Source organism: Romboutsia maritimum, assembly GCF_002251085.2.
GTDB lineage: Bacteria > Bacillota > Clostridia > Peptostreptococcales > Peptostreptococcaceae > Romboutsia_B > Romboutsia_B maritimum.
Genome location: NZ_NOJZ02000010.1, coordinates 14,309 through 29,486 on the forward strand (window position 1 = coordinate 14,309; position 15,178 = coordinate 29,486).

Consider the following 15,178-nt stretch of genomic DNA (forward strand, 5'->3'; position numbering starts at 1 on the left):
TTAAATTACCTCCTTTTTCAAAAAGGATTACGCTTCAACAACAAACTTTTTCTTGAATTCATTTATTGCGTTTGTTAAATCAGAAGAGAAATCTTCTCCCGCTAATATTTTTCCAGATATTTCTGGGTAGCTGCTATCAACAAAATCATATAATTCTGCTTCAAATCTCTTTATGTCTTTTATAGCTATGTCTTCTAAGAAGTCATTTATAACAGCGAATATTATCATAACTTGGTGGTCAACTTTTACTGGTTGATGTTCACCTTGTTTTAATACTTCAACTATTCTTTCCCCTTGAGCAAGTCTCTTTTTAGTATCTTCATCTAAGTCAGAACCGAATTGAGAGAATGCTGCAAGTTCTCTATATTGTGAGTAAGCAAGTTTTAATGTCCCTGCAACTTTTTTCATTGATTTTATTTGAGCCGATCCACCAACCCTTGAAACTGATATACCAGGGTCAACCGCTGGTCTTACACCTGAGTAGAATAATTCAGGTTGTAAATATATCTGTCCATCTGTTATAGATATAACGTTAGTTGGTATATATGCAGAAACGTCTCCAGCTTGAGTTTCGATTATAGGTAAAGCAGTCATAGACCCTCCGCCTAATTCATCTGATAACTTAGCTGCTCTTTCAAGTAATCTTGAATGTAAGTAGAATACGTCTCCTGGATAAGCTTCACGACCTGGTGGTCTTCTAAGTAGTAATGACATTTCTCTGTATGCAACTGCTTGCTTACTTAAATCATCATATACTATAAGTACATGCTTACCATTGTACATAAATTCTTCACCCATAGCTGCTCCAGCATATGGTGCTAAATATTGAAGTGGAGCTGATTCTGAAGCTGTAGAAGATACAACTATTGTGTAATCCATTGCTCCGCCTTTTTCTAATGTGTTAACTAATTGAGCTATTGTAGAACGTTTTTGTCCTATAGCAACATATATACATATAACATCTTTACCTTTTTGGTTTAATATAGTGTCTATAACTATAGATGTTTTACCTGTTTGTCTGTCACCTATTATAAGCTCTCTTTGTCCTCTACCAACTGGTATCATTGAGTCTATTGACTTTATACCTGTTTGTAGTGGCTCATGAACTGATTTTCTAGCCATTATACCAGGTGCTTCTGATTCAACTGGTCTAGTTTTGTCAGAGTTTATAGGTCCTTTACCATCTATTGGTTGACCTAATGAATTCACAACTCTTCCTATTAAAGCTTCCCCAACAGGAACTTCAACTATTTTACCAGTTCTTTTAACGATGTCACCTTCTTTTATTCCATCGTCATCACCAAGGATAACTGCTCCAACTACATCTTCTTCTAAGTTAAGAGCCATCCCATATACTTCTCCAGGGAATTCAAGTAGTTCACCAGACATTACTTTTTCTAATCCGTAAACGCTAGCTATACCATCCCCAACTTTTAAAACACTACCTGTGTCAGTTAATTCAACTTTATTCTCATAATTTTTTATTTGTTGTTTAATTATAGAACTTATTTCTTCAGGTCTTAAGTTCATGGGTTCACCGCCCTCCTAAGATATTACTTGAGATAATTGATCTTTCATTTTAGCTAAACGAGTTTTTAGTGTACCATCTATCTCTTCGTTTCCAAGTCTTACTAGGACCCCTCCTAGTATAGTACTATCAACTTTGTTTTCTAAAGTAATATTTTTATTATATTTTTTTGAAAGCTTAGCTTCCAGTTCTTTTATTTCGTTTTCTTCCATAGATATAGCACTTATTACAGTACCTTCCATGATATTATTTTTCTCATTTAATAAATTTTTATAACTAACTTGTATAGAGTCTAGAGCTATCACTCTATCTCTATCAATTAATATCTTTAAAAAATTGTTTAAATTTTCACTTATATGCCCTTTGAAGATTTTTTCTAATAAATCCTTCTTTTCTCTCTTTGCTACAAGAGGAGATTTTAGAATACTATATAAATCATCATTACATTTCATTATTTCTACAATTTCTTTAAGTTCTTCATATAACTTATTAGTTAGGTTTTGTTCTTCACCTACTTGAAATAGGGCTTCAGCATATCTACTTGCGATTACATTTATCATTTAGCCTCGCCTACCTCTTTTATAAAGTTATTTATTAATTCTTCATGTTTAGATTTATCTAAATCTTTTTCAATAACCTTAGATGCAGCTAGTAAAGCTATTTCAGATATCTCAGTTTGGATTTCATTCATAACTTTTTGTCTTTCTTGTTCTACATCTTTGCTAGCTTTTTCTTTTAAGTTAAGAGCTTCTTGCTTAGCAGTAGATAATATACCTTCTGATTTTTGCTCTGCTCTTAAAGTCGCTTGCTTTATTATTTCTTGACTTTCAGTCTTAGCAGTACTTACTTTTTCTTCGTACTCCTGCTTTAAAGCTAACCCTTCAGTCTTAGCTTTTTCACCTTCATCTAAATTAGCTTTAATTTCTCTTTCTCTAGCTTCTATTATTCCTAAAACAGGTTTAAATAAAAGTTTCTTTAAAACTACAAAAAGTAAAAAAGTATTTACAAGTTGAAATAATAATTCGTATGTGACACCTATTAGCGGTTTGATTTCCATCATGATCCTCCTTTCTATAAATCACAATTTATAATTAGGAGATGGAACTCCACCTCCTAATTCATATGATTTTTTTCACCAATACTATTTTTTTATTATTTGTTAAATAACGGATTGGCAAAAATAAGGATTATAGCTATAACTAATCCATATATAGCTGAAGATTCTGCTACTGCAGCTCCAAGTAGCATTGTTGACATTATGTCACCTTTTGCTTCTGGTTGATTACCAACTGCTTCTGCACCTTTACCTGCTGCAAATCCTTGTCCTATACCTGCTCCTATACCAGTTATAACTGCAAGACCTGCTCCTATAGCAGAACCTGCTGCTACTATTGCTGTTGACATATCCATAATTAATTCCTCCTTAAAATTTTATAATTTTTTTTATTTAATATAATTTAATTTTTATTAAATTTAATCTAATGATGTGTTCCTATTCTGTTTCTGCAGCACTTCCTACAAATACCATAGTTAACATTACAAATATAAATGCTTGTAATACTCCTGCAAACATATCAAAGTATAAATGTAGTGGTACTGGTATTATCAATTGACCAATTGGTATTGATATTCCTGGTATTAATTCTGATACATAGCCTAAGAAACTATATAATAGTCCCATAATAACTGATCCACCTAATATATTACCAAATGGACGGAAAGTTAATGATATCGGTCTAGCTATTTCACCAACTAAGTTAAGTGGTAACATAAGAGGTATTGGCTCCATTAAATCTTTAAAGTATGATAAACCTCTAAATTTAATCCCTGCATAATAAAGTAGGAATATTGTAATTAGTGACCAAGCTAATGTTGTATCTACATCTGTAGTTGGCGACTTAAATCCTAGTAATCCTATAAGATTAGAGCATGCAAAGAAGAAAAATAAACTTCCTAGGTACGGTATCATATTTGGCATTCTTTTTATAGTTTTTTCTCCCATAGTATCTGTAACTAAGTTAGCAATACTTTTTATAACAAATTCTAACATTATTTGTACCTTACTTGTTGGGACTAATTTCAAATTTCTAGTTAAAAAATAAGAAGCTATAATTAGACCAGCCATAATAATCCAACTTACCACTACTGTCTCACTTAATTTAAAGTTTCCAAAATAAAGAACCCATTGTGCATATCTCATTCCTACGCCTCCTTTCTTTTAAGTTTGTCTATCAATAATTTTTTTGCTAATATAACAAATTTAGGACTTAATAATCCTACTGCTACTCCAACTATACTTAAATACGGCGCTTTAGCAGAAACTATTAGAACTATTCCTACTATAGTCATTCTTAATACATACCTACTTGCTGTATATATCTGAGCCTTATTAACAGGCATATCTACCGCTTTTTCTATAGTTATAGCTAACAATCTAAAGTTTAACAATCCTATTATACTACCAAATATAATTCCTAGTAACATATTTTTACTAAACGTTGATGTAATCAACAGAATTATCATTAAAATAACATCAAATACTATAACTCCTTTTGTTATGTATTTTATTTCATCCTGCAATTTTATATTCATGATATCACTTCCTTTTCGTATATACCCGTAAAGTTTTGTATACACCTGTAAATGCTCCACCAACCCCTAGGACAACAAATATTAGCATGAATATAGGGCTAGTTTTTAACTTGTCATCTAAAAATTTTCCTATAAAAGTACATCCCATTATAGGTATTATCATCATCCATCCTATTTGGCTCACCAAAGAAAGCATCTTAGCTACTTCTATGTAATTATTTTTTTTACTCATAAATATTATCCCTCATTTATCATGAAATAATTAGCTTATTTTATATATCAATTATTAATACTAACTCATTTAGGAGCGTTTATATTTTGAATATTTTTCATATTAATACATTTTAAAATAAAACGATTTTAAAATGTATTTTAATTTTACCACTTTTTATATTTTTTTTAAACAATTTTATTATTTTTTTTATACAAAAATCTTTTTTTAGACAAATTAACCTACATAATTACTTACTATTCAAAATTTATAAGTTCTACACCCGCTTCAACCAACATCTCCATTGACATATCATCTGGATAATCACCTTTGTATATTATCTTCGTTATACCAGCATTTATGCACATCTTAGCACATAATACACATGGTTTCGTTGTTACATACAATGTTGATCCACTAATTCCGACACCATTATGAGCTGCTTGTATAATTGCGTTTTGCTCTGCATGTAAAGCTCTACATAATTCATGTCTCTCGCCTGATGGAATATTTAATTCTTGTCTTTTACACCCAGTTTCTTCACAATGATCTAAATTTTTAGGTGATCCATTATATCCCGTCGTTAATATTTGTTTATCTTTTACTATAATAGCTCCTACTTGTCTTCTCATGCATGTAGATCTTTTCTTTACGATTTCAGCAATTTCCATAAAATATTCATCCCAAGAAGGTCTCATAATACACCGCCTCTTTTCCTAAATTCATTTGATAAATGCTACATAAATACTATTATATACACCAGTTAAATATTTGTCTAATATAAAAAAGGAATCTATATTATATATAGACCCCCTTACTCAATATTAAATTATTATTTAGTCCCGAATAATCTATCTCCTGCATCCCCTAAACCAGGTACTATATAACCATGGTCATTTAGTTTCTCATCTACAGATGCAACATATATATCAACATCACTGTGATATTTTTGAACTTCTTTAATACCTTCTGGAGCTGCTACTAAGTTTACTAATTTTATAGTTTTCGCTCCTTTAGCTTTAAGTACATCTATTGCTGCAACAGCTGAACCACCTGTAGCAAGCATTGGATCTACTACAATCATTTCTCTTTCTTCTATATCTTGTGGTAATTTACAGTAATATTCAACAGGTTTTAAAGTTTCAGGATCTCTATATAATCCAACATGTCCAACTTTAGCAGCTGGTATTAAACTAACTAATCCATCTACCATTCCTAAACCAGCTCTTAATATAGGCACTATTCCTAATTTTTTACCAGCTACAACTTTAGATTTAGTTGTTACTACTGGTGTCTCTATTTCTATTTCTTCTAATTGAACATCTCTTGTTATTTCATATCCCATTAGCATTGTTATTTCTGTTAAAAGTTCTCTGAAATCTTTAGATCCAGTATTTTTATCTCTCATTAATGTTAACTTATGTTGTATTAATGGATGGTCTGTTATTACTACTTTACTCATTTTAAATTCCTCCTACTTACTATATCTCTTCTCTATTTGTTTTATCATATCAACTCTTTTAGAGTGTCTATCTCCTTCAAATTCAGTATTTATCCAAGCCTCAACTATTTCTAAAGCTAAACCTCTTCCTAATACTCTTTCTCCTAGTGATAACATATTTGCGTCATTGTGAGCTTTCGACATTTTTGCAGAAAACACATCAGAAACAACAGCACATCTTATTCCTGGTACTTTATTTGCAGCCAAAGATATCCCAATTCCTGTTCCACAACATATTATTCCATAGTCTACATCTTTACTTACTACGGCGCTTGCTACTTTCTCTCCATACATAGGGTAATCTACAGATTCTGTGCTATTATTAGTTCCAAAATCCACACACTCAATACCCTTTTCTGTAAGATACTTTATAATCTCTGATTTTAAATTGTATCCTCCATGGTCACTTCCTAATCCTATTCTCATATGTACTTCCTCCGAATTCTTATTATCCCTTGCTAAATACACTGACAATTTTACAATTTTAATTTACATAAAATAGCCCTTTTTTAATTATTTTTACATTTTTAGTTATTAAATAAAATAATTTAATAATATTATATTATATTTATGTATACAGTTGCTACTAAATTTTTAAATTTTATTCGTATGCAACTGTATATTTTTTATGTCAATTCTGTTTTATGCCTGAATTATTTTATATCCAGCTGATTTAAGTAGTCTATTCATTATAGCTTGACCTACTCCGTAAGTTGGAAATTCCTCTGAATAAATTATATCTATTTTTCTTTTATCCATTTCTATAAGTGCATCAAATAAATTACTAGCAACTTCTTCTAATGTATTTCCTAATTTTATTATTTCTCCACTATATTTATCTTTATTTTTATCTAAACACATAACTCCCGTCTTTAGACCTTTTTCTTTATTAATTTTTACTAATTCATTAATTCTATTCATAACATTTATATCGTTACCAGAAACTATATATACTTGTGCATTAGGAGAATAATGTGTATATTTCATTCCAGGTGCTTTAGCTTTTTTATTATCTTCTTTGTTTCTCAATGATGGATCTAATTGAACATTACCTATTATTTCTTCTAATGCTTCCTTAGTTACACTTCCTGGTCTTAAAATCATAGGTACATCTTCTGTTAAGTCCAACACAGTTGACTCTACGCCAAAGTTACTATCGCCTCCTAAGATCATTCCATCCACTCTTCCATCCATCTCTTCATAGACATGTTTAGCCTTTGTAGGTGATGGTCTACCTGATATATTAGCAGAAGGTGCTGCAATAGGAATCCCCGCTTGTTTTATTATCTCTCTAGCTATCTTATGAGAAGGCATTCTTATTGCAACCGTATCTAATCCTCCACTTGTTGTATCTGGTACTATACTTTTTTTATTTAAAATTATAGTTATAGGACCTGGCCAAAATTCTTTCATTATTAACTTTGCTTTTTCATTTACATCTTTAGCCAAATCATAAACTTCTTTTTCATCATATATATGTACTATTAGTGGATTATCACTCGGTCTTCCTTTTGCTTCATATATTTTTTTTACAGCACACTCATCTAATGCATTTGCACCTAAACCGTAAACCGTTTCTGTTGGAAATATTACAGTTTTTCCTGATTTCAAAAGTTCTGCTTGTTTTTTTATTTCATTTAAATCAATATCTTCTGCGTTTATCTTGCTTATAATTGTTTTCATCTTTTGTACACCTACTTTCATTTTGTTTCTATATGCAACTTACAAGTACTGTTCCTACTAAGAACCCTATTATACAATATAGGCTTCTTGATTTTGGAAATATTTCTTCTAAAACAACATACATCATTGTACCTGCTGCGATAGCCAAAAACACACCTATTAAAGAACTAAATATACCTCCAAAGTAAGCACCTAAAAAACTTCCTATTCCCATAGGTATTCCTGCTATCATGGTAAATAAAATTATTTTGCTTATTTTAATTTTACTTCCAACTAAACCTAATGCCATTGCTAGGCCTTCAGGTATATTATGTAATCCTATAACTATAGCTAGTGTAATTCCTAAAGATTCTGCTGACATAAATGATGACCCTATAGCTAATCCTTCTGGTAAATTATGTATTAATATGCTTATAAATATTAAATACCCTGATTTCATATCATTAGATACATCTAAAATATTTTTTATAAGCATAGTCATTATGACTCCTAGAAATGTAAATATTACAGTGTAAAATACCCCCATAATTTCCATAGATTCCTTCATTAAGTCAAATACTACAACCGCTAACATTATCCCTCCAGATAATCCCATGAAGAAATTTAAATATTTATCTACTTTTTTGTTAAAAAGAGCAGATATTACGCCTCCAAATCCTGTTCCTATTACTCCAGCTAGTAGTCCTATCAAAGTTACTTTAAGTATCATGCTAACCTCCTTGTTCCTCTATATAACCATTATATACAGTACTCTTTAATAACATAACCTCAAAGTAGTTATAGAAAAATCCCTAATAGATTAGGGATTTATATTGCTAACATCTTTTCTGTTTGATCAACGGTAATTAAAGCATCTATCATTTCATCGATATCTCCATCTAAGAATGAATCTAACTTATATAAAGTTAAGTTTATTCTATGATCACTTATTCTTCCTTGAGGGAAGTTATAAGTTCTTATTCTTTCAGATCTATCACCTGTTCCAACCTGACTTTTTCTTTCTGCAGCTATATCATCATGTTGTTCAGCCAATGCTTTATCATATAATCTTGCTTTTAATATTTTTAATGCTTGCTCTTTATTTTTTAATTGAGATTTTCCATCTTGGCATGATACTACTTCTCCAGTTGGTAAATGAGTTACCCTAACAGCTGAATCTGTAGTATTAACACTTTGTCCACCATTTCCTGAAGAACGGAAAACATCTATTCTTAAGTCATTTGGATTTATTTCTACTTCAACATCTGCAACCTCCGGTAAAACAGCAACTGTAGCTGTAGATGTATGGATTCTACCACCTGACTCTGTAGAAGGTATTCTTTGAACTCTATGAACTCCTGATTCGTATTTTAATCTTGAGTACGCACCTTTACCTTTTATCATGAACGATACTTCTTTGTATCCTCCAACACCAGTGTCACTAGTACTTAATAATTCTATTTTCCATCTTCTTCTTTCAGCGTATCTTGAATACATTCTGAATAAGTCACCTGCAAATAGAGCTGCTTCATCTCCACCTGCTCCACCTCTAACTTCAACTATAACGTTCTTTTCATCATTAGGGTCTTTAGGTAATAATAATATCTTTAATTCCGCTTCTAATGGTTCTACTTTTTCTTCCATTTCAGAAATTTCCATCTTAGCTAATTCTCTTAATTCTTCATCTGATTCTTCTTGTAATATTTCCTTTGAATCTTTTATACTATCTAGAACAACTTTATATTCTCTATACTTCATTACTATAGCTTCTAAATCAGAATGTTCCTTCATGTATTTTTGCCAAACTTTTTGATCACTTATTACTTCAGGATCACTTATTTTTTCTGTTAAATCTCTATATTTATCCTCTAGCACTTCTAATTTTTTTAGCATACTTTTCACCTCTTTAATTGTAGCATATCAATTTTCCATTATATCATACATTAAAACCTATAACAACTCTATCAATACCTTGTAGGTCCTTCTTTGTATATATACTAGTATATCCATTTTCTTGCATAATTTTAATTACATCCTCAGCTTGATCATGACCCACTTCATAAGCTAGTATTCCATTTACCTTAAGATAAGTTTTAGATTCCTCTGTTATTTTTCTATAAAAATCTAATCCATCATCCCCACCCTCTAGAGCATTATATGGTTCATAATTTTTAACTTGAGTATGTAGACCTTTAATATCAGACTTCCTTATATATGGAGGATTAGATACTATAATATCAAATTTAATTTCTTTATTTTTGACAACTGAAAATAAATCAGATTTCAAAAAATTAATTTTATTATCAACACCATTTAAAACAGCATTTTTATAACCCACCTCTAAAGCTATGTCTGATATATCAAACGACATAATTTCTGATTCAGTTATATATTTAGCTAAGCTTACAGTTATAGCACCTGAACCTGTACCTATATCAAGTATCTTAACTTTTTCTTTGTTTTTACATAATTCTATAACTTCTTCAACTAAACATTCTGTGTCAGGTCTAGGAATTAAGACTCCTTCTTTTACATAAAATTTCATTCCCATAAATTCTCTATTTTCTAAAATATAAGCTATTGGTCTTCCTTTTAATCTATCTTCTATTAAATTTAAGAATACCTCTTCTTCATTTTTAGTTAATTCTCGGGTTAAATTTAAATGTATATATAATCTATCTACATTCCCTAGAGCTTTTTGAAGCAATAACTCTACATCTAATCTCGGAGTATCACTTATATCATTAAGCTCGTTTGAGTATTTAATAATTATATCTCTTATTGTCATAATATCTCCTCTATTTTTCATCTATTACAGCTTTTAAAGCCTCTAAAGCTACTTCTAACTGTGAATCATCAGGCTCTTTTGTAGTAAATTTCTGCATCATCATTCCTGGGTATGCAATAATTTTAGTCATTTTATTATTATATTTCCCAAGAAATCTTATAACCTCGTATGATATTCCAGCTACTACTGGAATACACACTATCCTCATTAAAATTCTAAAAAAAGGATTTGGCCATCCAAAAAAAGAAAATAATATTATAGATGTAAACATTACTATAAACAGAAAGTTCGTCCCACATCTAGGGTGCAATCTTATAAATTTCCTTGCATTTTCAACTGTTAATTCTAAATTGTTTTCATAACAATATATTGATTTATGTTCTGCACCATGATATTGAAATACTCTTTCTATATCTTTATTCTTAGATATTATTACTATATATCCAAATAATATAAATATCCTTATTAATCCTTCAATTAAATTTAATAACAAATTATTTGGTACTAATTTTGAAAATACGCCTCCCACAGTAGTAGGTATAAGAATAAATAATCCAACAGAAAGAATCAACGCTAAAATCATAGAAAAACCTATCATCACATCATTAGCTCTATCTTTAAACACTTTTTTTATAAAAATATCAAATTTATCTTCTTCAACTTCTTGTAAAAAGAAATCTGAAGAATAATTCAAACTTTTTATGCCTTCTATCATAGTTTCTATTAAAACAAATGATCCTCTTATAAAAGGAATTTTATCTATATTCTTCTCATTTATCCAACTTTTTATATTATTTTTTCTTACAATAATTTCTCCATCACTTTTTCTTACTGCAATGGCTCTTTTTTGTTTTGACTGCATCATTACGCCTTCAATAACAGCTTGTCCCCCTACGGATTGTTTTTTCATATGTTCACCTCTTTTTATTCTCACATAGGCTATTATATATATTATAATATAAAAATTCCCTTTAAAGTAGTATTTATATATATTACTCAAAAGGGATAGATTAACTATATTATTTTTACTTATATACTACATGACATTTCCTACATCTTGCCTCGTAGCTCTCTACTGCTCCTACTTTTATTATAGGATCATCATATCTAGCTGGTTCACCATTTATTAATCTTTGCGATCTAGTAGCTGGTTGACCACATACTGAACAAATAGCTTGTATTTTATCAACAAATTCAGCTATAGCTAACAGTTTTGGAGTTGGACCAAAAGGTTCTCCTTTAAAATCCATGTCAAGTCCTGCAGCAATAACTCTTATTCCTTTATCTGCTAATTCAATTGCTACATCAACTATTTCCTCAGAGAAAAATTGAACTTCATCAATTCCCACTACTTGAGTTCTTTCATCTATATAATCATATATTTCCGATGGTTTACTTATAGGTATAGCATTCATACTATCCCCACTATGAGAAACAACATCTTCTTTACTGTATCTATCATCTATTTTAGGCTTAAACACAACAACATTTTGTTTTGCTATTTTAGCTCTTTTTAATCTTCTTATAAGCTCTTCGCTTTTACCGCTATACATAGGTCCAATTACTGCTTCAATATACCCATGGTTAACTGGTCTATACATACTTAGAACCCCCTTATTACAATAAAATAGGAGTTGGCTCCCCAACTCCACTTTTATAAAAATTAGTCGATTTTGAATCTCTTCTTGAACTTGTCGATTCTTCCACCTTTTTCGATATTCTTTTGTCTTCCTGTATAGAAAGGATGGCATTCTGAACATGTTTCTATTTTTATTTCGTCTTTAGTTGACCCCGCAACAAATGTGTTTCCACAAGCACAACGTACTTCAACTAAGTTATATTTTGGTTGTATATCCTTTTGCATTATAGTCACCTCTTCTCTTCATTATTCAAATTAATTATATTAATTTTTGTTTTTACATTATCAACTACACCATTATATCACAAGTTTTTTAGTGGTTCAAGGTGTTTTTGCATTAGTTTAAAGTGCTTTTATAGATTTTATAAATTCATCATTATTCTTTGTTCTTTTTAATAATTCTAGTACTTTATCAGTGACTTCCATAACTGAATTATTACTCATTTCTCTTCTTAATCTCCAAAGAGCTGACTTCTCTTCATCTTTAAGTAATAAGTCTTCTCGTCTCGTTCCTGATTTATATATATCCACTGCTGGGAAAATTCTCTTCTCAGCTAATTTTCTATCTAAGTGTAACTCCATATTACCAGTTCCTTTAAATTCTTCAAATATTACATCGTCCATTCTTGAACCTGTTTCTACTAATGCTGTTGCTAATATTGTAAGTGATCCACCTTGTCTTATATTTCTAGCAGCTCCAAAGAATTTTTTAGGACCATGTAATGCCCCTGGATCAAGACCTCCTGATAAAGTTCTTCCTGTAGGTGATATACTTAAGTTATACGCTCTAGCTAGTCTCGTAATACTGTCTAATAAAATAACTACATCTTTTCCATGCTCAATTAATCTTTGTGCTCTGTTTAAAACCATTTCTGCAACTTTTACATGGTGACTTGATACTTGGTCAAATGTTGAGTATATAACATCTCCATTTATAGATTCTTTCATATCAGTAACTTCTTCTGGTCTTTCATCTATTAATAAAACTATTAGCTCTACGTTTGGATAATTTTTTGCAATACTATTTGCAACGCTCTTTAATAATATAGTCTTCCCAGCTTTTGGAGGTGCAACTATTAACCCTCTTTGACCTTTACCTATAGGAGAAATCAAATCAATTAATCTTGTTGAGATTTCATTTTGATTTTTCTCTAATGTCAATCTTTCTTCTGGATATATTGGCGTTAACGATTCAAATGATCTTCTATTAATTGCAGTTTCCGGATTCTCATCGTTTATTTTTTGAACATATAACAACGCTCTAAACTTTTCTCCACTTTTTGGATGTCTAGTTATCCCTTTTACTTTATCTCCTGTTTTCATATTAAATCTTCTTATTTGAGATGGAGATACATACACATCACCTTCTGTTGATAAATAATTTGATCCTCTTAAGAAACCAAATCCATCTGGTAATATTTCAAGTACTCCCATTACCTCATCATCTTTTGAAGTGTTAAACTCATCAACTATTTTGGATTCATTAACTACTTTAGGAGTGTATGGTTTATTATTATTCCTAATCGGTCTATTATCCAATTTTTGATTATCTGATTTATTATAAGGTCTAACATAACTTCTATTTTCTTGTCTATTGTTTGGTTTAACATCTATATTAGTTTTAATACTCTGAGTTTCTTCTTTATCGTCCACTTTTTTATCTTGATTTGTACTACTCATATTTTCATTTATAATTTCAATTAATTCATTTTTTTTATATTTGCTAACAGATTTTACACTTAATTCTTTTGCTATCTCCCTTAATTGAGCCAATGTCTTACTACTCAATTCATCTAATGTTATTTTATCTAAATTCAAAAAAATCCTCCTCATTTACTTATGACTTTTTATATTATATATATCTTCGGAAATTGAAGGTGTGAAAAAGAAAAGTTTTGTTTAAACATCTAATTCTAATATTATCACTTCTCGATTATCTCGGTCATCTCGGTCAATGAATAAAAAATCATATAATGTATTTTTTACACCATACTCTATTGATTATATTTTAGACTAGATTCGAGATTTCTAAACTACTTATCTAGATATATTAAATATTTTCATTCATTATATTCTCTTATTTTATATTGTATCAATAAGAAATTAAAATGTATATAAATATCTTTTTAATTAACATTTTATAAACATTAAAATAGACAGCTTATTAATAACACTGTCTACTTTACAATCACTATATATTATACTTCCTCATCAACTCAATTAATATATCATTTTTGTCTAAATTATGTATTGCATCAACAAATCTTATAGTACCTGTCTTTGCTCTCATTACTACTGACTGTGTTTTTGCTTTATTATTGCCTATATTTATTACCCCTTTTAGTAAATCTCCTTCTGTTATTCCCGTTGCTGCAAAAAATAAATTTTCACCTTTTGCTAAATCCTCTATACTTAACACTTTTTTCAAATCAGTATCTGAAAATCCCATTTCATAGCATCTTTTTATTTCTTGATCACTTAATGGATATATTTGAGCTTGCATATCTCCGCCCATACATTTTATAGCCGCTGCTGTTATTACTCCCTCAGGACCTCCACCTATTCCCATTAGCATGTCTATTCCTGTCTCCTCGAAACATGTAGCTATTCCAGCTGCTACATCACCATCTCCAAACATTTTTATTCTAGTCCCTAAACTTCTTGCAGTATCTATTATCTCTTTATGTCTTTCTCTATCTTGTACTATTATAGTCATTTGATTTGTTTTTTTACCTAATGCTTTTGCTACATTTATTATATTTTCTTTCGTACTTTTATTTAAATCTATATGCCCTTTAGCTTTTGGCCCTACAATTATTTTTTTCATATATGTATCTGGTGCATTTAACAAACTTCCCTTAGCTCCCATAGCTATTACTGATATAGCATTTGGTAGTCCTTTTGCAATTAAAGTTGTCCCATCTAAAGGATCTACCGCTATGTCAACTTCCATGCAATCATCATTTTGAATACCTACTTTTTCTCCTATATATAACATTGGAGCTTCATCAAGTTCTCCTTCTCCAATTACTACTTCTCCACTAATCTTAACTGATTCAAATGCTTTTCTCATTGCCTCTACTGCAGCTCCATCAGCTCCATTTTTATCTCCTTTTCCCATAAACTTAGAAGATACCAAAGCTGCCGATTCTGTAACTCTAACAAGTTCTAATGCTAAATTTCTATCCATACATACATCTCCTTATAATAATGTTACAATAAATTATATATCACATTCATTATTTAGTAAACATAAA

General features: G+C 30.2%; 19 protein-coding genes. All 19 read right to left on the reverse strand.

Annotated elements, in window-relative coordinates:
* Window positions 1-27 precede the first annotated feature (27 nt).
* A complete protein-coding gene (gene atpA, locus CHF27_RS07275) occupies window positions 28-1,530 on the reverse strand; it encodes a F0F1 ATP synthase subunit alpha (protein WP_095404585.1) in 1,503 nt (500 codons plus the stop codon).
* A 15-nt stretch (window positions 1,531-1,545) separates the two neighbouring features.
* Window positions 1,546-2,088, reverse strand: coding sequence for a F0F1 ATP synthase subunit delta (locus tag CHF27_RS07280; protein WP_095404584.1), 543 nt, complete (start codon window positions 2,086-2,088; stop codon window positions 1,546-1,548).
* Window positions 2,085-2,585 carry a F0F1 ATP synthase subunit B gene (atpF, locus tag CHF27_RS07285; protein ID WP_095404583.1) on the reverse strand — a complete coding sequence of 167 codons (501 nt, stop codon included), beginning with the start codon at window positions 2,583-2,585 and terminating at the stop codon, window positions 2,085-2,087. Before atpF ends, CHF27_RS07280 begins: the two co-directional genes overlap by 4 nt.
* Window positions 2,586-2,680: 95 nt before the next feature.
* Window positions 2,681-2,932 carry an ATP synthase F0 subunit C gene (atpE, locus tag CHF27_RS07290; protein WP_095404606.1) on the reverse strand — a complete coding sequence of 84 codons (252 nt, stop codon included), beginning with the start codon at window positions 2,930-2,932 and terminating at the stop codon, window positions 2,681-2,683.
* 88 nt (window positions 2,933-3,020) lie between these two features.
* Window positions 3,021-3,728 (reverse strand): F0F1 ATP synthase subunit A, encoded by a 708-nt coding sequence (gene atpB, locus CHF27_RS07295; RefSeq protein ID WP_095404582.1) that lies wholly within the window; start codon window positions 3,726-3,728, stop codon window positions 3,021-3,023.
* A 2-nt stretch (window positions 3,729-3,730) separates the two neighbouring features.
* Window positions 3,731-4,120 (reverse strand): ATP synthase subunit I, encoded by a 390-nt coding sequence (locus tag CHF27_RS07300; RefSeq protein WP_095404581.1) that lies wholly within the window; start codon window positions 4,118-4,120, stop codon window positions 3,731-3,733.
* Window positions 4,121-4,124: 4 nt separating this feature from the next.
* Complete coding sequence (locus tag CHF27_RS07305) at window positions 4,125-4,352, reverse strand: AtpZ/AtpI family protein (protein WP_095404580.1); 228 nt, start codon at window positions 4,350-4,352, stop codon at window positions 4,125-4,127.
* 236 nt (window positions 4,353-4,588) lie between these two features.
* Window positions 4,589-5,029 (reverse strand): deoxycytidylate deaminase, encoded by a 441-nt coding sequence (locus CHF27_RS07310; RefSeq protein WP_095404579.1) that lies wholly within the window; start codon window positions 5,027-5,029, stop codon window positions 4,589-4,591.
* Window positions 5,030-5,163: 134 nt separating this feature from the next.
* A complete protein-coding gene (gene upp / locus CHF27_RS07315) occupies window positions 5,164-5,793 on the reverse strand; it encodes a uracil phosphoribosyltransferase (RefSeq protein ID WP_095404578.1) in 630 nt (209 codons plus the stop codon).
* A 12-nt stretch (window positions 5,794-5,805) separates the two neighbouring features.
* Entirely contained in the window at window positions 5,806-6,258 is a 453-nt protein-coding gene (gene rpiB / locus CHF27_RS07320; RefSeq protein ID WP_095404577.1) for a ribose 5-phosphate isomerase B, read from the reverse strand.
* Window positions 6,259-6,474: 216 nt separating this feature from the next.
* Window positions 6,475-7,515, reverse strand: coding sequence for an L-threonylcarbamoyladenylate synthase (locus CHF27_RS07325; protein ID WP_095404576.1), 1,041 nt, complete (start codon window positions 7,513-7,515; stop codon window positions 6,475-6,477).
* A 28-nt stretch (window positions 7,516-7,543) separates the two neighbouring features.
* Window positions 7,544-8,224 (reverse strand): ZIP family metal transporter, encoded by a 681-nt coding sequence (locus tag CHF27_RS07330; protein ID WP_095404575.1) that lies wholly within the window; start codon window positions 8,222-8,224, stop codon window positions 7,544-7,546.
* A gap of 98 nt (window positions 8,225-8,322) precedes the next feature.
* Window positions 8,323-9,387: a peptide chain release factor 1 gene (gene prfA, locus CHF27_RS07335; protein WP_095404574.1), complete on the reverse strand. Its 1,065-nt coding sequence runs from the start codon at window positions 9,385-9,387 to the stop codon at window positions 8,323-8,325.
* Between the two features lie 43 nt (window positions 9,388-9,430).
* The gene (gene prmC, locus CHF27_RS07340) at window positions 9,431-10,282 is read right to left on the reverse strand and encodes a peptide chain release factor N(5)-glutamine methyltransferase (protein ID WP_095404605.1); all 852 of its coding nucleotides are present in this window, start codon (window positions 10,280-10,282) and stop codon (window positions 9,431-9,433) included.
* Between the two features lie 10 nt (window positions 10,283-10,292).
* Window positions 10,293-11,192, reverse strand: a complete 900-nt coding sequence (locus CHF27_RS07345) for a DUF1385 domain-containing protein (RefSeq protein WP_095404573.1) — start codon at window positions 11,190-11,192, stop codon at window positions 10,293-10,295.
* 115 nt (window positions 11,193-11,307) lie between these two features.
* Complete coding sequence (locus CHF27_RS07350) at window positions 11,308-11,883, reverse strand: thymidine kinase (RefSeq protein ID WP_095404572.1); 576 nt, start codon at window positions 11,881-11,883, stop codon at window positions 11,308-11,310.
* Window positions 11,884-11,945: 62 nt separating this feature from the next.
* Window positions 11,946-12,146 carry a 50S ribosomal protein L31 gene (rpmE, locus tag CHF27_RS07355; protein ID WP_095404571.1) on the reverse strand — a complete coding sequence of 67 codons (201 nt, stop codon included), beginning with the start codon at window positions 12,144-12,146 and terminating at the stop codon, window positions 11,946-11,948.
* A 117-nt stretch (window positions 12,147-12,263) separates the two neighbouring features.
* Entirely contained in the window at window positions 12,264-13,754 is a 1,491-nt protein-coding gene (gene rho, locus CHF27_RS07360) for a transcription termination factor Rho (RefSeq protein ID WP_095404570.1), read from the reverse strand.
* A gap of 358 nt (window positions 13,755-14,112) precedes the next feature.
* On the reverse strand, window positions 14,113-15,111 hold the full coding sequence (gene glpX / locus CHF27_RS07365; RefSeq protein ID WP_095404569.1) for a class II fructose-bisphosphatase: 999 nt from the start codon (window positions 15,109-15,111) through the stop codon (window positions 14,113-14,115).
* Between the last annotated feature and the right edge of the window lie 67 nt (window positions 15,112-15,178).